The sequence below is a fragment of the Flaviramulus aquimarinus genome (assembly GCF_039543205.1).
GTDB classification, from domain to species: Bacteria; Bacteroidota; Bacteroidia; order Flavobacteriales; family Flavobacteriaceae; genus Flaviramulus_B; species Flaviramulus_B aquimarinus.
Genome location: NZ_BAABJH010000001.1, coordinates 180,196 through 200,668 on the forward strand (window position 1 = coordinate 180,196; position 20,473 = coordinate 200,668).

Below are 20,473 nucleotides of genomic sequence, written 5' to 3' on the forward strand. Positions count from 1 at the left end.
CACCGGTATAAAGTTTTGTATAAACTCCTTAAAAACAAGTTTAGGGCTAACAAGCTGATCAAGGGTCTGCTTAGTACCAAAATAAATTCAGAACAGCAGCATGCTTTTACAACTTAAACTCACCCTTTTTAAAGAATTAACGTTGAGTTTATCAAAAAAAATAACCAATGTAGGCAGTAACTTTTAGTTTATTTTAAAGAACGTTTAAGAGACCAGATGCGCATGTAATAAATCATTTAAAGCATTTAGCTTTTCTTCCACATGTTCATTTACATTTGCTTTATCAATTGACTTCTGTTCTACTTGAGATGCAAATTGCAAAGCACACATGGCCAATACATCTTGCTTATCTCGAACAGAATAACTTTGCTCAAATTGCTTTATCATCACCTCAATGTTTTTAGCCGCTTTGCGCAACCCTTCTTCTTGACTGGACTCAATCGTTAAAGGGTACACTCTATTGGCTATAGACAGCTTTATTTTAAGCTTTTCTGACATTAAGTTTTTGGTGCTTTAATCAGCGAGTTGAGCAATACAATGGTCAATATCTCTAATTAATGCGTTTATTTTAAGCTTAGTTTCTCTTTTATTATCGTCACTACCAAGTATTGTATTTGCTACTTTTAAAGCTTCATACTTTTCTTCCCAACTTGCAATATGTTCTTTTTGGGTTAAAAGCTTTTGCTTTGAAACTTCTAATTCTTCATTCAATTTCAAATTAGCAAGTTTTAAAAGCTCTAGTTTGTGTAATACTTTACTAATCTTGTTTTCTAAAGAATCTACAATATCTTCAATATTACTCATTTACAAATTTCAATACTAATCACACAAAGTTAACATACCTAGCTATAAATTACAATTGTTTTTTCATAAAATTTCAAAATGGACAGTATTGACTCATAGTCAACACTATGGCTTGATTTTTGTTTTATTCTTGCCATATTCGCATCAAATTAATATTTTAGCCACAATACTCTTATATGAAATTAATCCTGCCCTTCTTTCTTCTTTTATCAATATTTACAAATACCCAAAATAATTATCCACAAGATTATTTTAGCAATCCTTTAGATATTCCCTTGATATTATCGGGGACTTTTGCAGAATTACGCTCAAACCATTTCCACTCAGGTATAGACATCAAAACACAACAACGAAGGGGATTAAAAGTAAATGCATCGGCAAATGGGTTTGTAAGCAGAATAAAAGTATCGCATTACGGCTATGGTAAAGCCCTTTATATTACGCACCCTAATGGGTACACAACGGTTTATGCACATTTGCAAAAATTTGAACCTGAGATTGAAGCTTATGTAAAAAAGTATCAATATGAAAATGAATCTTATGAAATTGAAATGTTTCCAAAAGCCGGAACTTTACCAGTTTTAAAGGATAGTTTAGTTGCATATAGTGGGAACTCAGGTGGTTCTGGTGGACCTCATTTACATTATGAAATTAGAGACAAGGAAGAACGTCCAATAAACCCAATGCTTTTTGGTATTGATATAAAAGATAGTACCAACCCTATTGTAAAATCTATTTTTGTCTATCCTTTAGATGAAAAATCATTTGTTAAGCAAAACAACACTAAACAAAAACTAAGACTAATACCTTTAAAAAATGGCGATTACACCACTAAAAGTATTGAAGCCATTGGTAATATAGGTTTTGGTATTGAAACTATAGACAGACAGGATTTAGCAGCCAATTCCAACGGAGTTTATAATATCCAAACCTTTTTTAATGGAAGTCGAAATTTCGAATTAGATTTCAAACGATTTTCTTTTGATGAAACCAAACATCTTAATCAGCTTATTGATTATGAACATTACGCCACAAAAAAACAGCGCATCCAGAAATTATTCAAAATAAACAACCCGTTAAGTATTTTTAAATCTACAATAAACAATGGATTTATTGCTATTGAAGACAGTACATATTCCGTTTATAAAATAAGGGTTGCCGATTATAAAAACAATGAATCTTGGGTAACCATAAATATTAAAGGAACAAAGCAAGGCATACCTAAACCCGAAAAACAAAAAATCACACCCTACTTTATAAAAGCCAATCAAACCATTAATTTAAAAGAAGGCAACTTTTCTGTTGACTTATATAAGAACACATTCTATGACGATTTTTATATGGATTTTAAAGTAAAAAACGATACGCTTACTTTGCATAAAAATATTAAGGCTGCCAAAAAAAACTTCAGTATCAGTTATGATGTTAGCAAATATTCAAATGACGATAAAAACAAATTATATATCGCCAGATTAATTGGTTATAAAAAATATCCTGCTTACACGCATACCAAAAGAAAAGAAAACCTGTTAACCGCTAACACAAAAACATTAGGGACTTATACCTTGGCCATGGACACTATAAAACCAACCATAACGGCTGTTAATTTCAAAAAAGGACAATGGCTCAGTAAATACAGGTATTTAAAAATTAAGATAGATGACAAGGGTTCCGGGATTTCTAATTATAGAGCTACTATTAACGGAAAATGGATTTTAATGGAATACGATTATAAAACCAAAACCTTAACCCACGATTTTAATGATGGCATTATTAACGACACTAAAAATAATTTAAAAGTAATTGTTACCGATAATGTTGGAAATAATTCTACTTTTGAAACGTTATTTTATCGAAAATAAACTTTTTACACTTTTGAAAGCAAAACTTCTACTAGCCGTATTTCTATTTATTTTTATAAATATTACAGGTTTTTCGCAAACAGCAACCGTTAAAGGAATTGTTTTAGATGAAAACAATCTACCAATTGAAAACGTAAATATTAAAACTAACAGCAGCGGAACAAAAACCAACACCAATGGTTTTTACACCATAAACATCCCTGAAAATCAAGATATCACTATAGAATTCTCACACCTTTCCCATAAAAAAGTGATCAGTACATTCAATTTAAAAAAGGGCGAAGAATACGAATTCAATCCTGTAATGAGTACTTCAATAGAACAAATAGCAACGGTTATTGTAAATAGTAATAGACGAAAAGAAGTTGAAGGTGTTATTACCTTAAAGCCTGAAACCATCAGAAAAATACCTGGAGCAAATGCAGGTGTAGAAAATCTATTATTAACACTTCCGGGCGTTAGCAACAATAACGAATTAAGTACGCAGTATTCGGTTAGAGGCGGAAATTATGATGAAAATTTGGTTTATGTAAATGGCATAGAAGTCTATCGTCCGTTTTTAGTGCGTTCAGGACAGCAAGAAGGTTTAAGCTTTGTAAATACAGACATGGTTCAAAACGTTGACTTTTCAGCTGGTGGCTTTCAAGCAAAATATGGAGATAAACTATCGTCCGTTTTAGACATCACTTATAAAAACCCTTATCAATTCGAAGTTAATACCGATTTAAGTTTACTAGGCGGTAGTCTTTCTGTTGAACATATTAGCAAAAATTCTAAGTTTTCTGGTATTACTGGTGTCCGTTATCGCGACAACAGCTTATTAGTAAACGCCAAAGAAACCGAAACCAATTTCAGACCTGCTTTTGCCGATTTGCAAGGGTATTTTACTTATAAATTTTCTAATAATTTCCATTTAAGTTTTTTAGGAAATGCTTCTATAAACAAATACGATTACGAACCACAAACGCGTCAAACCAATTTTGGAACTTTAAGTGACCCAGTAGCACTTTTAGTCTTTTATGACGGGCAAGAAAAAGACCGATACCAAACCGTATTTGGAGCTTTTAAAGGGTCTTATTTTGCCAATGACGATTTAACGCTTCACCTGATTGCTTCAACCTATCACACCACAGAAGAAGAATACTTTGATATTTTGGCACAATATAGATTAGGTGAAGTAAACACGAATATTGGCGATGAGGATTTAGGTGAAGTTGAATTTAGTGAAGGTATTGGAAGCCAACTCACCCATGGGCGAAACGATTTAGATGCATTAATAACCAACATAGAACACAAAGGTGATTTTAAAATTGATGACAACCGTATTGAATGGTCTGTTAAATACACCAATGAAGATATACGCGACCGTTTAGTTGAGTGGGAAGTTATCGATTCAGCAGGGTTTTCCATTAGACCACCAGCTACACTGCCTAGAAACGAGCAACCTTACGAACCGTTTACCGGACCTATAGAGCCTTTTCAAAATATAAGGGCCACAAATAATACACAAATCAACAGATTACAAGCCTATGGGCAATGGAGTAAACGTAGTACTTTAGGAACTAGCGATGTTTGGTATAACGCGGGTGTTCGTGTTCATAATTGGTCTGTTAAAGGTGATGGTATTTCATCATCTAACCAAACAGTTTTTAGTCCAAGGGCTCAATTTGCTATAAAACCCTTTTGGGAAAAAGACATGCTTTTTAGAATAGCAGCTGGCTTGTATTATCAACCACCTTTTTATAGAGAACTTCGTGATGCCAACGGTGTTATCCAACCCAATGTAAAGGCTCAAAAATCGTTTCATTTAGTATTGGGCAATGATTACAGTTTTAAAATGTGGGACAGACCTTTTAAACTAACATCCGAAGTATATTATAAAAACCTAACCGATGTTAACCCCTATACACTCGAAAATGTTCGTATTCGGTATAGGGCTAATAATAACGCCAAAGCTTATGCTTACGGTTTAGATATGCGGCTAAATGGCGAGTTTGTTCCTGGTACAGAATCATGGTTTAGTTTTGGTTATTTAAAAACCGAAGAAAACATTAATAACAGAGGCTATATATCTCGTCCTACCGACCAACGTTTAAAGTTTGCAGCACTATTTCAAGACTATGTTCCTAACATGCCTAATTTAAAAATGTATTTAAACTTGGTATTCAATACAGGTTTGCCTGGAGGTTCCCCTAGTTATGCTGACCCTTATGAATTCCAAAACAGATTACCCTCATACAAGCGTGCAGATTTAGGCTTACAGTATGTGTTAGTTGACACTAACAAACAATTTAAAAGTGGCTGGAAAAAACCTTTTAAAGCATTGTCTTTTGGGTTTGAAATATTTAATATTTTTGATGTTCAAAACTCTATTACCAATACTTGGGTAAGAGATGTAAGCAGTAAACGGCAAATTGCAATTCCTAATTACTTAACACCTCGTGTTTTTAATGTAAGGACGACTATGAAGTTTTAATTTATACAGCTATACATGAACAAAATAATAGCTAGTGTCTGTTTTCTTGTAGTATTCATTAACTTATCCAACGCCCAAAAAAACTATTTTAAAACGGGTCATTCTATTCCTAAAAATTATTACACGGAAATCAACTATGAAGATATTAATAGTAAAATAATTATTCCCGTTACTATTGAAGGTGAAACATATCGTTTTCTTTTTGATACTGGAGCTCCAAATCTAATTTCAAAAAACATTTGGGAGAAAATAGGCTCCAAAACAATGAAACAAATTACCGTATCTGATGCTAATCAAAAAAAGCAACGTATGGAGCTTGCCAGTATACCTCATTTAACTATTGGCAATGTATCATTTAAAAACACAATAGCGTTGGTATTTAATAATAAAAATAATTTTGTTTTTGATTGTTTCGGCATTGATGGTATAATAGGTAGTAACCTTTTAAGAAAATCGATCGTTCAAATACAATCAAAACAGAAGTTACTTATTTTAACTAATGATTCAAAAAAGTTACACCTTAATAAAAAGTACGCTTCAAAATTAATGCTTGTTGGAAATCAAAGTAGTCCATACATCAATATAGTGTTAAAAGGAGAAGATTCAGGAACAGAAAACCTATTATTTGACACTGGTGCAAGTGGATTTTACGATCTTAATAAAAAGAATTTTATACTTTTAAGTAAAAAGAATATCGTAAAAATTATTTCCAAAGGAAATGGTTCTTCTAGCCTTGGTATGTTTGGTATTGCTAATGAGAGTGAACAATATCGTGTAAAAATACCAGAACTTAAAATAAACAATCAAGTATTTAAAAATGTTATAACCACAACTGGAAATGATAATAATTCTAGAATAGGGTCTGATATTTTGAATTATGGAATTGTAACATTAAATTTCATAAAAAAGATGTTTTATTTTGAAGCTTTTAAATCGGTAAAAAACCTTAACAAAAAACTTTTTGGTTTCTCACCAACTATTTCAAATAACAAACTCATTGTTGGATTTGTTTGGGACGATTTATTAAAAGACAAAATTCAATATGGTGATGAAATAATAGAAATTAATAACATAAACATTGAAAATACAGATATTTGCGATTTAATCAATAAAAAATCCGTGTTCAAAGAAAACAACACCTTAGAGCTGGTATTTAAAAATAGTAAAGGTGAAAAAAATAAGCTCTTAGTTAAAAAACAATTTCGTTAGAATACATATAAAACTTTCACAAACTTACTTAGCACTTTAATTAAAGAGTCTCATAAAAAAGCTTAACAATAAATAAGCCTAAGGTGTTGAAAGCTTAGAAATCATTACATTAAAATTAGATAATTCCATAAAATATCAGTCAATTCTTTTCAGTTAAATAAACGCTTTTAACACCGCTATTACATAATCAACATCTTCTTTAGTATTATAAATACTAAATGAAAATCGAATTGAGGGTTTTTGTAAATCTTCATCACTCAAGATTTGAGATAACACGTGCGAATTTTGAGAACTACCACTTTGGCAAGCACTACCTTTTGAGCAAGCAATACCTTTTAAATCCAACTGAAACAATAACATAGCCGCTTTTTTAGGTGGTATAGGTAAACACACATTTACAAGCGTAAAGGTGCTCTTATTCAAATCTGCAGAATGACCATTAAAGGTAACTTCAGGAATATCAAATTTAATCTTATTGATAAAATATTGCTTCAATTCTTTAACATAAAGCTTCTCTTTATCAAGATTCTTATAAGCCATTTTAAGAGCCATTTCCAGCCCAACAATATTATGTATACTTTCAGTTCCTGCACGTAGTCCCCGCTCCTGATCTCCTCCAATAATTTGTGGTTTAAGCCCAGTGTTTTTTCTAACAAAAGTAAAACCAACACCTTTTGGCCCATGAAATTTATGAGCGGATGCAGCTAAAAAATCAACTTTAATGTCTTGTAGATCCAAATTATAATGCCCAACAGATTGCACTGCATCACTATGAAATAAAGCATCATTGGCTTTGCATAAATCAGCTACACGCTTAATATTTAAAATATTTCCTATTTCATTGTTAATATGCATTAAGCTTACAAGCGTTTTTTTATCTGCTTGCAACAAGGTCTCTAAATGCACATAATCTATATTGCCATGAGCATCCAAATTTACATAACTTAAAGAAAATTTATGTGTCTTTTGGAGTTCCTCTATAGTGTGCAAAACAGCATGATGCTCAATTTTAGATGTAACAATATGAGAAACCTCCAAATCTTTAATAGCACTTTTTAACACTAAATTGTCAGCCTCGGTACCTCCAGAAGTAAAAATAATTTCACTCGCAGACACATTCAAACAACTTGCAATTGTTTTTCTTGATTGCTCTATTAAAGATTTAGAAGACCTTCCAAAACTATGTGAAGATGAAGGGTTTCCGAAATTATATCTCATAACATCAGTTATAGCATCAATAACATCTTCACGCATTTGTGTTGTCGCTGCATTATCAAAATAAACTGAATCCATAGTCTTCTTTTTGTTTTATAAAAGTATTGCAATTAAATAATTCAATGACTTATAAAGTCCAAAAATACTTGAAATAAAATTATTATCAATAAGCTGCGTTATAAATAACAATTCTATTATTTTTGCTTAAAACCCAAATACAATGCGTCAATTATTTTTTGTACTGATATTTCTGAGCTTAATTCCTCTTTATTCCTGTGATGATGGCGATATTATTAACATTGAATTAGATTTTGATGATACGTTTCAAGTATGTGGAAATAACGATTTGGTTTTTTATAAAACTAAAGATGATCCATCTGAATCTTTATCTTTAAAAATTTCTGGACGCTCACTTGCTGAATTCCTTGAAGTAGGTGATGACAATACTTATGAGGAAACAATCACGATAAATACTTCCAATCCTTTTAATTATAGAACATATAGTAACACCACTTTGCCGAGCAATTTATTTTGCAATGATATCCCTAACTCAGAAGTTACTATAACACAAGATTTTGAAAGTACCGATGGATCAGCAATTATTAAAACAGTTCTTACTGAAGATGATGATGATGATGTTCCTGTAAATCTAGATATTGATAGCATGAACGATGATGACACCGACGGGGATGGCATACTAAATTATATTGACGCTGATGATGATGGCGATAATATTTTAACTAAAAACGAAAACCCTGACCCAAATGGCGATGGTGATTTAAGTGATGCTCAAGATACCGATAATGATGGTATTCCTGATTATTTAGATGACGATGACGATGGAGACGGTGTTAAAACCCGTGATGAAGAAAACGATTCGCAAGATCAAAACCCCGCTAATGATTTTACCGAAAGTGAAATAGCCGATTATTTAAATCCCGAGGTTTCAACTACTGTTACAGCAACAGCATACAGGGAGCATAGTATCTCGGAAACTTATGTGGTTACTTTAAATATTTCAAATTTCGATTTGACCTTAATCTCATTAGATGAATTTGATTTTGGTGCTTTGGTGGACAGCGAATTATCTTCAACAAGAAAAGAAACCCCAGATTTTAATTAGTTAACAGCTATATTTTGATAAATATAAACCTCAGTAGCACCTAACCCATATTTTTGATAATTTGCATCATAGAACTTAACATTGGCATAACGGCCAAACAGGTATTCTAATTCCATTTTAAGCACACCTTCACCTACACCATGAATAAACACTATTTTCGGTATGCGTTTAGCTATGGCAAAATCCAGTTGCCTTCTAGCAGTTTCCAATTGAAACGTTAACATATCATGATTAGTCATTCCTCTTGAAGACCTAACGAGCTGATTAATATGTAAATCAACTTCCATAGTTGGCTCATACCGATCTTTTACTTTCTTGACTGCTTGTTTTTTTCTAGGTTTTTGTTCTTTTTCTGAAACAACTTCATTTAGGCTTGAGTTAGAAAATATATCCTTTTTAATGGACGCTTTTACATCTTTTTTAACCAACTCATTACTTTGGAAATCTATTAAAAAACCATCTTCTGTTTCAATAGAAACAGTATTTCCATTAATACTCTTTATAATTCCTGATAGGTCTTCATCTAAAACCAAAACATAATCATCTAACTCAAATGTCATAATTACTCATTTTCGGAATTATCAAAATCTTCACTATCAGACTTACTAGGTATGGTTCTCGCTATTCTATAAACACCAATCATTAGCAAAACAATACCACCAATTAAAATATACTGGTTCTGGCCTGTTCCCGTTTTGGCATACATAGCCACAAATGCCCCTATAATTATAAAAATATAATTTAAATATTTCATCTACTATTCGCTATAAATTTAAAAGACCAAATTACGCTAAAAATTAGATTATAAGAATTTATTTTCAGGCTTAAAAAACAACAATATATCGACAAAATGCATTTATCAACGCTAAAAGGTGTGTTTTTGATAAAAAAACTATATATTTGCTTCCTATTAACAAGCTTATTTGTATTTCATTATGAAAAACAAAACCCCAAATTTAAAATTGGCTATGTTTCTTATTAAAAATATTAGATTAACAAAAATACTGATCTCTGTACTCTTTTGTTTCATTTTTATTGGCAAAAATTACAGTCAAGACTTATATGTTGATGATAATAGCTATTTGTATGCTAGGGATGTTGTTGTATTTGTAAATGATGATATTAGACTTGAAACCGCAACATCTAATCTTTATTTTAGAGGTGATGCACAACTTATACAAAATACGGATACAAAAAATTCGGATGAAGGTGAATTATCTATCTATCAAAACCAAACTACCGGTATTTATGAATATAATTACTTTTGTTCGCCAGTAGGTATTGCAGACACATCAACAAACACTAATGTAAACTTTAATGGTTCAAACATTCATGACCCTGCAAACCATAACGATTTAACAAACGTTAACACAACTGCTTACGCATACACAACTGCATTCAACGGAACAACTACAGAACTATCTAATTATTGGTTATTTACCCTACGAGATTCTGAGGGCTATTATGACTGGATTCAGATTTTTGATACTGGAACCGTAGAACCAGGCTATGGATATACCCTAAAAGGAAGCCCTAATGCTAATAATGTTTTAGATTTTAGAGGACGTCCAAATAATGGTACCATAACTGTAAGCTGTGCTTTTGACGGTACAGATGACCAACCATCTGGAACTCCAGATACTGCAGAGACATTAACAGGAAATCCATACCCATCATCTTTAGATTTGAAATTGTTTTTTGCAAATTCTGCAACTAATCAATCGCGTTTAAGTGGAGAAATATTTTTTTGGGAACAAGCTGTCACTAATTCACATAACCTAGCCGCATATGAAGGAGGTTATGCTATTTACACACCAGGAGATCTTGGGGATTTAAATGATAATGGAACCTACTCGGTAGCGCCTTTTCAATTTTATAATGAACAAGGGGAAGGGCAAGGTAGTTCTACAAACACAGGTGCTGATTATAGTTTAAACAACTCTAGACGTTATGCTGCGGTTGGTCAAGGTTTTGTAATACAAAGTGTTGGCTTGGGTGGTGATGCCACTTTTGACAACTCTATGCGCTTGGTATACATTCCTGAAGATTCCACAACTGGAGGTGATGGTGCTGTTTTTGCTAAAGATGACAAGAAAAAGGGTGAAAAACCAAAAAGAGAAACCATAGCAAAATCCCATAATGGTGTAGATTACAAATCTATTCTTGAAAACCCAACAGTTATTCCAGAAATAAGGATTCATACCCAAATAGATAATACTTTTTATAAAGAAAGTGTTATTGCGTTTAGGGAAAGCACACCAGATAATAATACTTTCAATCGTTTTTTCGACGGAGCCAATATAAATGGGTTAAATGATGATGCGTATTTAATTTCTAGCGATAAAACTTTATCCATTAAATCCATTAATTATGATGAAACCACTAGGATACCATTAGGTCTAAAATCTTCAAAAGACAACACAGAATATAGTATTAAAATTAACACTCTAAAAGATGTTCCTGAAAACGTTAACATATATGTATTTGATAACATTAATAACACATATACAGATATTAAAAACAATACTTTTGAAGTTACTTTAGATGAAGGCACTCATGATAAGCGTTTTGAAATTACTTTTAAACAGGAGAACACTTTATCAATTGAAAAAAATAACTTTGTAGAATTTAATGTATTTCAAAATAACAGAATATCTCAATTAAAGATTTTAAATCCAAATAGTTTAAAAATCAATTCATTAAGCCTTTACGACATTTCTGGAAAACAAGTTTTAATTGATCATATTTCTTCGGATAGAAGAAGGCGAATTTATTCTACAAAATCGCTTAGTGGTGGTATTTATGTTGTTAAAATAGACTTAGACAACAATCAAACATTTAGTAAAAAAATAGTTGTTAGCAATAATTAGTCAGGTCTTTATAGTTACTTTTTGTATTTTCGATTAATAATCTTTTTTTTCAAAATATATGGATGATTATATGCTACCCTGTATAAACAAAAAACTCTTTGGTGTAGAATGTATGGGTTGTGGATTACAACGCTCTATAGCTCTAATTTTTCAAGGTGAATTTGTTGATGCTTTTTACATGTACCCAGCCATTTATAATTTAATTGTTCTTTTTCTTTATATTGGCATAAATATTTTCTTTAAATTTAAAAATTCAAATAAAGTAATTAGCATACTAGCAATTTTATCAGTGTCAACAATTGTAATAAGCTATATGATTAAACTAATCAATTAAAATTCATAAAATGGAACAACAAAAACTCAATCCAACTATTGTTTACGTATTAGCCATAATAGGTCTTTTATGCTGCTGTTTTGGTGGTTTCGGAGCCCTACTTGCTGGTATTGCATTTTTTATAGCACACAGCAAATTAAACACGGTTAAACTTAATCCAGAAAATTATGAACCTACAAGTGTTAATTCTATGAATACAGCAAAAACAGTTGCATTGGTTATTCTAATAATTAACATATTATATTTAGTTTATACTATTTACCAAATTTCTAATGTAGGTTGGGACGAAATGATGAGACAATCCAAAGAAATAATGGAACAATATCAAAATCAATAACTATAACCACTTATAAAAGTAAAAAGAGCGACTATATAGTCGCTCTTTTTATATCATTTACTTTTGAAAAACTATACAAAATTTATTTTTCGAATTGCTTTAAAGTCTTTACTATTATTGAAACACAATCCAACAACTGTATTTCAGTCATAACTAAAGGTGGCGCAAAACGAATTATATTACCATGAGTTGGTTTTGCTAATAAACCATTATCGCGTAATGCTAAACAAATATTCCAAGCTGTATCACTTTCTTCATCATCATTGATTAAAATAGCATTTAGTAATCCTTTACCACGAACAAGATTCACAATATGACTTGTTTCAATATATTTGTTTAATTCGCTTCTAAAAAGATTTCCGAGTACAAAAGCATTTTCAGCTAGGTTTTCATCTCTTACCACTTCAAGTGCCGCTATAGCTACCGCAGCCGCCACAGGGTTTCCACCAAAAGTACTCCCATGGTTTCCAGGTTTTATCACATTCATAACATGATTATTTGCCAATACAGCAGACACAGGATAAACACCACCACTTATCGCTTTTCCAAGAATTAAAACATCAGGTTTTACGTTTTCATGATCTACCGCCAGTAATTGTCCCGTACGTGCAATACCTGTTTGAACCTCATCGGCTATAAACAATACATTATATTGTTCACATAATGCTTTTGCTCTTGTTAAATAGTTTTCATCTGGCACATAAACTCCCGCTTCACCTTGAATAGGCTCTACTAAAAAACCACCAACATTAGGATGTTTTTTTAAAGCTTCCTCTAAAGCTTCTAAATTATTGTATGCTATCTTAATGAAACCATGAGTATAAGGTCCGAAATTTTTACGCGCCACTGGATCATTTGAAAACGAAATAATGGTTGTGGTTCGTCCATGGAAATTATTTTCGCAAACAATAATCTCTGCTTCATTCTTATGAATTCCTTTGACTTCATAGGCCCATTTTCTACAAAGCTTCAAAGCCGTTTCTACAGCTTCAGCACCTGTATTCATAGGTAAAAGTTTATCAAATCCGAAAAATTCGCATGCAAATTTCTCATATTTTCCAAGTACATCATTATAAAATGCTCTGGACGTTAAAGTTAATGTTTGTGCTTGGTGCACCATAGCATTAACAATTTTTGGGTGACAATGCCCTTGGTTTACAGCAGAGTAAGCAGACAAAAAATCATAATATTGTTTTCCATCAACATCCCAAACATGTACACCTTCTCCCCTGCTTAAAACTACAGGTAATGGATGGTAATTGTGTGCACCATATTTGTTTTCTAAATCAATCGCTTGTTGCGAAGTTAACTGGTCTAAAACAGCCATTTTAAAAAAATTTAAGGTTTAATGCCTAAATAAAAGACACCGTTTAACACCGTATAGGTGCAAACTTTAATAATTAAATCTCGCTTAGCGAGTAAAATAACTATTCCTTCTGTACCTTTATTCTTTCGTAGAGTCGAAAAAGCAGCGTGGGAGAGAAATCATCCCTAGGAGCTACAAAGCTAATAAATATTAATTGCTTGAAAAAATCTTATTCTGGAAGCCTTGCAGAAAGTGAAGACACTTGTAACTCTAAACGTTTAATCTCTCGCATCAAAGCATTTTTATCCATTTGCATCCAAGCATAAAGTTTAATCATACCTCCAATTAATAAACAAACAAATCCAGCAGAGGCCCATTTGATCAATTCGTTAATTTCTTCAGTATGAAAAAATTGTACAATACAATATATCAACAACACAAAAACTACTAAGTTTACAATATTCATAGCAATTATCAACCACTTCATTTTTCCTTTAAATAAGCCTCTAAACATCCCAAAAAGATCTTGTTCGTCTAAATCATCATAAAACTTAGCTTCTTCTTCGGTTAATGTCTCTTTAATTAATTTGTCAATGTCTTTACTATTAGTTTTCATTTGTTTCTTTTTTAATTATTAATTAATGTCAAATGTAATTCGTTATCAAAATCATAGTAAAATTGATTGTTTTTAACGACTCATTTCATAATCTTGATGTTTTAAAATTTGTTTTAATTTTTCTCTGGCATGAAATAATCTTGATTTAGTGGTTCCTACTGATATATTTAAAATCCCACTAATTTCTTTTAAAGAATAGTCTTGCACATAAAATAACCTAATGACCACTTGTTGATTTTCAGGCAGAGTTTTAATCGTTTTTAATAACGCGTTCTTTAATGGGGTATCATTGGTTTTTTCTTCAGTTAGTATTTCATCTTGTGTATATTTATGAGCTTCAACCGTTTGCTGTCTTCTTTTAGCTGCTTTAATCGTATCCAAAGACTTGTTATAAACAATCCTTAAAGCCCAACTTCCAAAACTATTTGGGTCTTTTAATCTATCTATTTTATTAATAATAGTACTCCAACTATCTTGAGCAATATCTTTTGCAACATCCGCATCTTTAACAATCCAAAATGCTTTTTCGCAAAATAGTTTATGCCAACGTCTAACCAACAATGCCAATGCTTTATGGTCTCCAGACTGATAATCTAAAACCAGTTTTCTATCTATACTACGCTGCTTTTTATCCATTAAAAACTTTTAACTTCTATATTAAAGACATTGGATATTAAAAAAGGTTCATATTATTTTCAATTTATTTCAAAATCTTCTAAAGTTAATAGAAATAAAGCAACATATATTTAATGTGATTATTATTTTTGTAGCATGTCTAGAAGAAGTAAACAGAGAAAACAAGTTTTTGAAAGCGTAGAAGTAATTGATGCTGGCGCTAAAGGAAAAACTATAGCCAAAGCACCTGATGGAAAAGTTATTTTCCTGCCAAATGCCGTGCCTGGTGATGTGGTAGATGTACAGACTTTTAAAAAACGAAAAGCTTATTATGAAGGAAAAGCCACCGTTTTTCATAAACTTTCAGGTAAAAGAGCACAACCAGCTTGCGAACATTTTGGAGTTTGCGGTGGTTGTAAGTGGCAAAACATGGCCTATGAGCACCAATTGTTTTATAAACAAAAGGAAGTGACCAATAATTTAATACGCATTGGACAAATTGAGCTTCCAGAAATAACCCCTATTCTTGGTTCTGAAAACCAATATTTCTACCGAAATAAAATGGAATTCTCCTTTAGCGATAGCCGTTGGTTAACATTGGAAGAAATTCAGTCCGATGAAGATTTAGAAGATAGAAATGCTTTAGGGTTTCATATTCCAGGCATGTGGGATAAAATTCTAGACTTAAATAAATGCCACCTGCAAGCCGACCCTTCAAATGCCATTAGAAATGCCGTAAAACAATTTGCAGTTGAAAACGAATTGGAATTCTTTAATACACGAAATCAAACAGGTTTATTACGTACTATGATGATTCGTACATCTAGCACAGGCAATATTATGGTAATGCTTCAGTTTTTTAAAGAAGATAAAACTAAGCGTGAACTATTATTGAATTTTATTGCAGAAACCTTTCCGCAGATAACATCATTACAATACGTTATTAACGGAAAAGCCAATGATACTATTTACGATCAAGACGTTATTTGCTATAAAGGAAATGACCATATTTTTGAAGAGATGGAAGGTTTAAAGTTTAAAATAAACGCAAAATCTTTTTATCAAACCAACTCCACCCAAGCTTTTGAACTCTATAAAATAACGCGGAATTTTGCAGGTTTAACAGGCCATGAATTGGTTTACGATTTATACACAGGAACAGGTACCATTGCACAATTTGTTGCAAAACAAGCCAGTAAGGTTATTGGTGTAGAATCTGTACCAGATGCTATAACTGCTGCAAAAGAAAATGCTCAATTAAATAAGATTAATAACGTTGAGTTCTTTGTTGGCGATATGAAACAGGTTTTCAATAACACGTTTATTGAAACCCACGGACAGCCCGATGTTATAATTACCGATCCACCACGAGATGGTATGCATAAAGATGTCGTGCAACAAATTTTGAACATTGCACCAAAGCGAGTAGTTTACGTAAGTTGTAATAGCGCCACCCAAGCCAGAGATTTGGCATTAATGGATGCACAATATAAAGTCATAAAAACCCAAGCAGTAGATATGTTTCCACAGACTTTTCATGTGGAAAATGTTGTACTTTTGGAACGTCGATAGATTAACGTTAAATAAAAACCAAAGCTATCTTAATAAATTCATCTTGAATGGTGCTGGAAAATCTATTTAAATTAAAAATGAAATATTTTAAAATTCTAATAATTCCACTTGTTTTGATAGCTATACTATCAATAAGTTGCGAACGTGATGATATTTGTGCAGAAAGCACGCCTACCACCCCTAGACTAATCATAGATTTTATTAATGCCAGCAATCCAGATAACAATAAAAATGTTTTTGGTTTAGTTGCGGTTGGGGTTGGCAATGATTTTGTCCTAGCAGATTTCAATATTGTTACCACAAACGATCTTATTTTACCTTTAAAAACAGATGATAATACAACACAGTATATAATTATAAAAGAAGCTTCGGTTAATGATAATGATACACCTGATGATACAAGTGATGATTTTTATGACGGAAATCAAGACATTATTACCATAAATTATAGCCGGGAAGAAGTTTATGTATCACGAGCCTGCGGCTTTAAAACCATCTTTAAAAATGTGACTCTTACCATTGAACCTGATTCCGATAACTGGATGCTTTCTAGACAACCCGCAACCGATAACCAATCTGTAGAAGATGAAACAGCAGCACACTTTACCATATCTCATTAGTAGTTTAGCTTGCATGCTATTCTTTTGTGTATCTGTTAGCGCACAAAACGATAGCATTATTAGTACAGCCAACGATTCTACTAAAATAAAACTTAAATACGGACTTCGTGTAGGTGCTGATGTTGGGAGGCTTATTCGGTCTTTTGTTGACGATGATTTTTCTGGATTTGAAATAATGGCAGACTACCGACTTAAAAAAAGCCTATACATTGCAGGCGAAATTGGTATCGAAGAAAAAAACACCATTACAGATTTTTTAGATGTCACCACTCAAGGTAGCTACTTAAAAGCTGGTATAGATTTAAATATGTACCAAAACTGGTTGGATATGGACAACATGATTTATGCTGGTTTTCGTCTAGGTGCGAGTAGTTTTAGCCATGATCTAAATAGTTTTAACGTTTATACGACCAATCAATATTGGAATCCTCAATTTTTATCAACAGATGCTCTAGAGTTTGATGGATTAACAGCATTTTGGGCCGAAATTATTTTAGGACTAAAAATAGAACTATTCAATAATTTATTTTTAGGTTTAAACGTACAACTCAAAATTTTAGCTAGTGAAACTGTACCTAATAATTTTGAAAACATTTATATTCCTGGGTTTGGAAAAACCTATGACAGTAGTGGTGTTGGTGCTGGTTATAGTTATTTTTTATCATATAGGATTCCTCTTTACAAGAAAGACAAATAGCCCTTTACATATATTGAATGAAATTATCTAAGGTTGATTATATAAAAGCACGGAACTTTATACTCACAAATGCGAGAATGATAGAACGGCGCTTGTTTGAATTTTATTTTGAAAACGGAGATAATACTGGTGTTTTTCATGCAGTTTACGCTTACCGAAACCCAGATGGTGGTTTTGGGCATGGTATGGAACCAGATACAGCATCTCCGGAAAGTCAGCCTCTTTTTAGCGTTATGGCTCTTGAGACTTTAGATGAAGTTGGCTATCTAAATGCTGATTTGATCCAAAAAGACTTTATGCCATACTTTGAACGTATTACAACTGAAAATGGAGGAATTCCATGGATGTTTAAGCCTATAAGTTCATACCCTTGTGAAGAACATTTTAAAACGGTTAAAGAATGGGCTGCTTTAAGTACAACGGCGCCTTTATTGGGAATTTTAGAAAAATACAATTTAAATTTACCTTGGATGAAAAAGGCAGAGCAATTTGTTTGGAGTGAAATTGATCGGATAAAAGAAAAACACGTTTTCTGTTACCTGTGTATTCCTAGATGGCTCATGTTTTTGAAATACACTAGAAATCAAGAAAAAGCAAAACAAACAATTCACGATTTAAAACATTGGATATTAGCTGATGGTGTGCTTTGTAAAGACCTATCTGATGATGGCTGGGGCCTTTATGGAAAACCTCATAGTTTAAATTACGCGCCTTCCCCTAAGAGTATCCTATCTCCAATATTTTCTCAAGAAACAATAGATGCTGATATAAAAACGCTAATTAATCGACAAAAAAGCGATGGAAGATGGGATACTTGGTATGGAATTAGCGAAGGGACAAAACTAGAGTGGGCTGGTATCCAAACTCTATCGGTTTTAAAGGCTTTGAAGCATTATGACAGAATTGAAAAATAAATAGTACCCTAGTTTTTACCGCTAGTTTTAATACCAACTTATTTTAGACTAAAATTGTAACTTTACTCCAAAATCCAACTATGTCAAATACTTTTGCCGCTATAGACTTCGAAACTGCTAAAGGGCACCATATTTGTTCTGTTGGGATTGTAACTTTTAAAGATGGTGTTATTGTAGATGAGTTTCATGCCTTAATTCAACCACCAAACAACACCTATAATTGGCACAACCAACAAGTACATGGTATTACAGAAAACGACACTCGGTTTTCTCCAAATTTTAGTGTGGTATACCCTGAAATTAAAAAGCGTATTTCTGGTATCGTTACCGTGGCCCACAACGAATCTTTTGACAGAACTGTTTTGTTAAAGACAATGAAGGATTACAACATTCCACAATCAGATTTAATGATGCAAGAACATTGGGAATGTACCCTTAAAATTTACCGTAAAAAAGGCTACAAACCTGCCAAATTAGACGCTTGTTGCAAAGTACATAATATAGCTTTAAAGCACCATGATGCATTGTCTGATGCACGTGCTTGTGGGAAGCTGTTTTTGATTTCTCAATATGAGCGCTTACCTTTGTTTTAAAGACATAGAAGTTGTAAGACCTCTGTCTTCTAAGGAATTTGTCACTTCATATATTTCCCCTTTTTACTACCTTCATACATGACATATTTAACCAATCGGGATTCTAACTTTGCATTATAGAGTTGTATTTTTCGTGATGGTCGTAAACCCACATGTTTTAGCGCATCTAGGTTACTAGTTATAAACCAAGCATCTGTTCCTGGATAGTTTTGTTTTAGGGTATCTCCAATATTTGCGTAAAATGCTTCCATATCGATATTTAAACGCTCACCATACGGTGGATTAAATACCATGTGCAATTTATCTTCACCTCCTTTTTGGGTTTTAAAGAAATCTTCGTGTTTTACGTCTATAAAATCTTCTAATTGGGCATTTATTATATTTTCCTTAGCCTTGGTAACAGCACTTGGTGCTTTATCATACCCAATAATTCTATGATGGAAATCGCGGGTTTTACCGAGTAAGGATTCCTCAATTTTTTCAAATAAATCGACATCCCAATCTTGCCAACGTTCAAATGCAAATTCTTTTCGCATAAGGTTTGGTGGTATATTACAGGCTATCATAGCAGCTTCTATAAGCATGGTACCAGAGCCACACATGGGGTCCATGAAATCGGTTTGTCCGTCCCAACCTGATAACATGATGAGTCCTGCTGCCAATACTTCGTTTATAGGCGCTATATTAGTCGCGGTTTTATAACCACGCTTATGTAAGGAATCGCCAGAAGAATCTAAGGAAATAGTACAACGTCGTCTGTCGATATGCACATTTATTTTTAGGTCTGGAAATTTAAGGTCTACGTTTGGACGTTGCCCATCGGTATCTCTAAATTTATCGACTATGGCATCTTTTGTTTTTTGTGCAATATATAGCGAATGCGAAAACAAATCGGAATGAATGGTAGCATCAACCGCCAGTGTTCCTGTAGGTTTTAGATACTGCGCCCAATCCATGGCATAGATTTTATCGTATAAATCTTTTTCGTTATTAACGTTAAATGAATGAATGGGTTTTAATATTTTAACGGCTGTACGCAAGGCCAAATTGGCTTTGTACATAAAGCCTTGATCGCCAGAAAAAGCGACGTTTCGAACCCCTTTCTTTACGTATTGCGCACCAAGTTGCGTCAGTTCTTTTTCTAATAAATCCTCAAAGCCAAATAATGTTTTGGCTACCATATTGAAATTTTCTACCATTTTTTTCGTCTACTTCTAATAGGTTGCAAAAATAATGTAATTTTGCGCAAATTAACTAGCAATAGCGGATAATGGGTTAAGGATTGCAGTGGAAAGCCCACAGCGAGCTAC

The 20,473-nt window shown here is 32.6% G+C and carries 21 protein-coding genes and 1 other RNA gene; 12 read left to right on the top strand and 10 right to left on the bottom strand.

The genetic code is table 11. The features are described 5' to 3' along the window. Positions 1–21: 21 nt before the first annotated feature. The 3 genes from ssrS to ABD941_RS00755 all read right to left on the bottom strand — a co-directional run bounded on the left by ssrS (position 22) and on the right by ABD941_RS00755 (position 804). Positions 22–148: non-coding RNA, 6S RNA (ssrS, locus tag ABD941_RS00745), on the bottom strand. A 56-nt stretch (positions 149–204) separates the two neighbouring features. Continuing rightward, positions 205–498, bottom strand: a complete 294-nt coding sequence (locus tag ABD941_RS00750; protein ID WP_345271997.1) for a cell division protein ZapA — start codon at positions 496–498, stop codon at positions 205–207. A gap of 15 nt (positions 499–513) precedes the next feature. After that, on the bottom strand, positions 514–804 hold the full coding sequence (locus ABD941_RS00755) for a hypothetical protein (RefSeq protein ID WP_345271998.1): 291 nt from the start codon (positions 802–804) through the stop codon (positions 514–516). 176 nt (positions 805–980) lie between these two features. Here ABD941_RS00755 and ABD941_RS00760 point away from each other — a divergent pair, with 176 nt between their 5' ends. From ABD941_RS00760 to ABD941_RS00770, 3 genes are read left to right on the top strand one after another with little or no spacing between them, the layout of a single operon-like run. Next, complete coding sequence (locus ABD941_RS00760; RefSeq protein ID WP_345272000.1) at positions 981–2,666, top strand: M23 family metallopeptidase; 1,686 nt, start codon at positions 981–983, stop codon at positions 2,664–2,666. Next, positions 2,620–5,142 carry a TonB-dependent receptor gene (locus ABD941_RS00765; RefSeq protein WP_345272001.1) on the top strand — a complete coding sequence of 841 codons (2,523 nt, stop codon included), beginning with the start codon at positions 2,620–2,622 and terminating at the stop codon, positions 5,140–5,142. The genes ABD941_RS00760 and ABD941_RS00765 overlap by 47 nt, the downstream gene beginning before the upstream one ends. Before the next feature lie 15 nt (positions 5,143–5,157). After that, positions 5,158–6,351: a retropepsin-like aspartic protease gene (locus tag ABD941_RS00770; RefSeq protein WP_345272002.1), complete on the top strand. Its 1,194-nt coding sequence runs from the start codon at positions 5,158–5,160 to the stop codon at positions 6,349–6,351. Between the two features lie 153 nt (positions 6,352–6,504). Here the strand turns inward: ABD941_RS00770 and ABD941_RS00775 are convergent, their stop codons facing one another. Further along, positions 6,505–7,644, bottom strand: coding sequence for a cysteine desulfurase family protein (locus ABD941_RS00775; protein ID WP_345272003.1), 1,140 nt, complete (start codon positions 7,642–7,644; stop codon positions 6,505–6,507). 142 nt (positions 7,645–7,786) lie between these two features. Here ABD941_RS00775 and ABD941_RS00780 point away from each other — a divergent pair, with 142 nt between their 5' ends. After that, the gene (locus ABD941_RS00780; protein ID WP_345272005.1) at positions 7,787–8,689 is read left to right on the top strand and encodes a hypothetical protein; all 903 of its coding nucleotides are present in this window, start codon (positions 7,787–7,789) and stop codon (positions 8,687–8,689) included. Here ABD941_RS00780 and ABD941_RS00785 read toward each other — a convergent pair. Together ABD941_RS00785 and ABD941_RS00790 are read right to left on the bottom strand one after the other, a co-directional pair. Beyond that, positions 8,686–9,249 (bottom strand): Smr/MutS family protein, encoded by a 564-nt coding sequence (locus ABD941_RS00785; RefSeq protein ID WP_345272006.1) that lies wholly within the window; start codon positions 9,247–9,249, stop codon positions 8,686–8,688. The genes ABD941_RS00780 and ABD941_RS00785 overlap by 4 nt on opposite strands. Before the next feature lie 2 nt (positions 9,250–9,251). After that, entirely contained in the window at positions 9,252–9,443 is a 192-nt protein-coding gene (locus tag ABD941_RS00790; protein ID WP_345272007.1) for a hypothetical protein, read from the bottom strand. Between the two features lie 181 nt (positions 9,444–9,624). Between ABD941_RS00790 and ABD941_RS00795 the strand changes: the two genes are divergently transcribed. The 3 genes from ABD941_RS00795 to ABD941_RS00805 all read left to right on the top strand — a co-directional run bounded on the left by ABD941_RS00795 (position 9,625) and on the right by ABD941_RS00805 (position 12,230). Next, positions 9,625–11,559: a T9SS type A sorting domain-containing protein gene (locus tag ABD941_RS00795; protein WP_345272009.1), complete on the top strand. Its 1,935-nt coding sequence runs from the start codon at positions 9,625–9,627 to the stop codon at positions 11,557–11,559. Between the two features lie 112 nt (positions 11,560–11,671). Then, positions 11,672–11,893 (top strand): DUF2752 domain-containing protein, encoded by a 222-nt coding sequence (locus ABD941_RS00800; protein ID WP_425557096.1) that lies wholly within the window; start codon positions 11,672–11,674, stop codon positions 11,891–11,893. Between the two features lie 10 nt (positions 11,894–11,903). Continuing rightward, entirely contained in the window at positions 11,904–12,230 is a 327-nt protein-coding gene (locus ABD941_RS00805; protein WP_345272012.1) for a CCC motif membrane protein, read from the top strand. Between the two features lie 82 nt (positions 12,231–12,312). On the opposite strand, the gene rocD is transcribed toward ABD941_RS00805, so the two are convergent. From rocD to ABD941_RS00820, 3 genes are all read right to left on the bottom strand, one after another. After that, positions 12,313–13,557: an ornithine--oxo-acid transaminase gene (gene rocD / locus ABD941_RS00810; protein WP_345272014.1), complete on the bottom strand. Its 1,245-nt coding sequence runs from the start codon at positions 13,555–13,557 to the stop codon at positions 12,313–12,315. Between the two features lie 208 nt (positions 13,558–13,765). Then, the gene (locus tag ABD941_RS00815; RefSeq protein WP_345272015.1) at positions 13,766–14,152 is read right to left on the bottom strand and encodes a DUF6768 family protein; all 387 of its coding nucleotides are present in this window, start codon (positions 14,150–14,152) and stop codon (positions 13,766–13,768) included. 72 nt (positions 14,153–14,224) lie between these two features. Further along, entirely contained in the window at positions 14,225–14,788 is a 564-nt protein-coding gene (locus tag ABD941_RS00820; RefSeq protein WP_345272017.1) for an RNA polymerase sigma factor, read from the bottom strand. 135 nt (positions 14,789–14,923) lie between these two features. Here ABD941_RS00820 and rlmD point away from each other — a divergent pair, with 135 nt between their 5' ends. The 5 genes from rlmD to ABD941_RS00845 all read left to right on the top strand — a co-directional run bounded on the left by rlmD (position 14,924) and on the right by ABD941_RS00845 (position 19,163). After that, positions 14,924–16,339 (top strand): 23S rRNA (uracil(1939)-C(5))-methyltransferase RlmD, encoded by a 1,416-nt coding sequence (gene rlmD, locus ABD941_RS00825; protein WP_345272018.1) that lies wholly within the window; start codon positions 14,924–14,926, stop codon positions 16,337–16,339. 77 nt (positions 16,340–16,416) lie between these two features. Then, complete coding sequence (locus ABD941_RS00830; protein ID WP_345272019.1) at positions 16,417–16,959, top strand: DUF6452 family protein; 543 nt, start codon at positions 16,417–16,419, stop codon at positions 16,957–16,959. Next, on the top strand, positions 16,925–17,656 hold the full coding sequence (locus tag ABD941_RS00835) for a DUF6048 family protein (protein ID WP_345272021.1): 732 nt from the start codon (positions 16,925–16,927) through the stop codon (positions 17,654–17,656). Before ABD941_RS00830 ends, ABD941_RS00835 begins: the two co-directional genes overlap by 35 nt. Positions 17,657–17,673: 17 nt before the next feature. Then, entirely contained in the window at positions 17,674–18,570 is an 897-nt protein-coding gene (locus tag ABD941_RS00840; protein ID WP_345272022.1) for a hypothetical protein, read from the top strand. A gap of 80 nt (positions 18,571–18,650) precedes the next feature. After that, positions 18,651–19,163: a 3'-5' exonuclease gene (locus ABD941_RS00845; protein WP_345272023.1), complete on the top strand. Its 513-nt coding sequence runs from the start codon at positions 18,651–18,653 to the stop codon at positions 19,161–19,163. A gap of 41 nt (positions 19,164–19,204) precedes the next feature. Here ABD941_RS00845 and ABD941_RS00850 read toward each other — a convergent pair whose 3' ends face one another. Then, positions 19,205–20,362 carry a THUMP domain-containing class I SAM-dependent RNA methyltransferase gene (locus ABD941_RS00850; protein WP_345272024.1) on the bottom strand — a complete coding sequence of 386 codons (1,158 nt, stop codon included), beginning with the start codon at positions 20,360–20,362 and terminating at the stop codon, positions 19,205–19,207. Positions 20,363–20,473: the final 111 nt, after the last annotated feature.

Bases quoted from the DNA above. Each gene is read 5' to 3' on its own strand.
- ABD941_RS00775 (WP_345272003.1), bottom strand. From the start codon at position 7,644: ATGGATTCAGTTTATTTTGATAATGCAGCGACAACACAAATGCGTGAA.
- ABD941_RS00820 (WP_345272017.1), bottom strand. From the start codon at position 14,788: ATGGATAAAAAGCAGCGTAGTATAGATAGAAAACTGGTTTTAGATTAT.
- ABD941_RS00795 (WP_345272009.1), top strand. From the start codon at position 9,625: ATGAAAAACAAAACCCCAAATTTAAAATTGGCTATGTTTCTTATTAAA.
- rlmD (WP_345272018.1), top strand. From the start codon at position 14,924: ATGTCTAGAAGAAGTAAACAGAGAAAACAAGTTTTTGAAAGCGTAGAA.
- ABD941_RS00805 (WP_345272012.1), top strand. From the start codon at position 11,904: ATGGAACAACAAAAACTCAATCCAACTATTGTTTACGTATTAGCCATA.
- ABD941_RS00850 (WP_345272024.1), bottom strand. From the start codon at position 20,362: ATGGTAGAAAATTTCAATATGGTAGCCAAAACATTATTTGGCTTTGAG.
- ABD941_RS00830 (WP_345272019.1), top strand. From the start codon at position 16,417: ATGAAATATTTTAAAATTCTAATAATTCCACTTGTTTTGATAGCTATA.
- ABD941_RS00845 (WP_345272023.1), top strand. From the start codon at position 18,651: ATGTCAAATACTTTTGCCGCTATAGACTTCGAAACTGCTAAAGGGCAC.
- ABD941_RS00770 (WP_345272002.1), top strand. From the start codon at position 5,158: ATGAACAAAATAATAGCTAGTGTCTGTTTTCTTGTAGTATTCATTAAC.
- ABD941_RS00755 (WP_345271998.1), bottom strand. From the start codon at position 804: ATGAGTAATATTGAAGATATTGTAGATTCTTTAGAAAACAAGATTAGT.
- ABD941_RS00790 (WP_345272007.1), bottom strand. From the start codon at position 9,443: ATGAAATATTTAAATTATATTTTTATAATTATAGGGGCATTTGTGGCT.
- ABD941_RS00780 (WP_345272005.1), top strand. From the start codon at position 7,787: ATGCGTCAATTATTTTTTGTACTGATATTTCTGAGCTTAATTCCTCTT.
- rocD (WP_345272014.1), bottom strand. From the start codon at position 13,557: ATGGCTGTTTTAGACCAGTTAACTTCGCAACAAGCGATTGATTTAGAA.
- ABD941_RS00785 (WP_345272006.1), bottom strand. From the start codon at position 9,249: ATGACATTTGAGTTAGATGATTATGTTTTGGTTTTAGATGAAGACCTA.
- ABD941_RS00760 (WP_345272000.1), top strand. From the start codon at position 981: ATGAAATTAATCCTGCCCTTCTTTCTTCTTTTATCAATATTTACAAAT.
- ABD941_RS00765 (WP_345272001.1), top strand. From the start codon at position 2,620: ATGTTGGAAATAATTCTACTTTTGAAACGTTATTTTATCGAAAATAAA.
- ABD941_RS00750 (WP_345271997.1), bottom strand. From the start codon at position 498: ATGTCAGAAAAGCTTAAAATAAAGCTGTCTATAGCCAATAGAGTGTAC.
- ABD941_RS00840 (WP_345272022.1), top strand. From the start codon at position 17,674: ATGAAATTATCTAAGGTTGATTATATAAAAGCACGGAACTTTATACTC.
- ABD941_RS00800 (WP_425557096.1), top strand. From the start codon at position 11,672: ATGGGTTGTGGATTACAACGCTCTATAGCTCTAATTTTTCAAGGTGAA.
- ABD941_RS00835 (WP_345272021.1), top strand. From the start codon at position 16,925: ATGAAACAGCAGCACACTTTACCATATCTCATTAGTAGTTTAGCTTGC.
- ABD941_RS00815 (WP_345272015.1), bottom strand. From the start codon at position 14,152: ATGAAAACTAATAGTAAAGACATTGACAAATTAATTAAAGAGACATTA.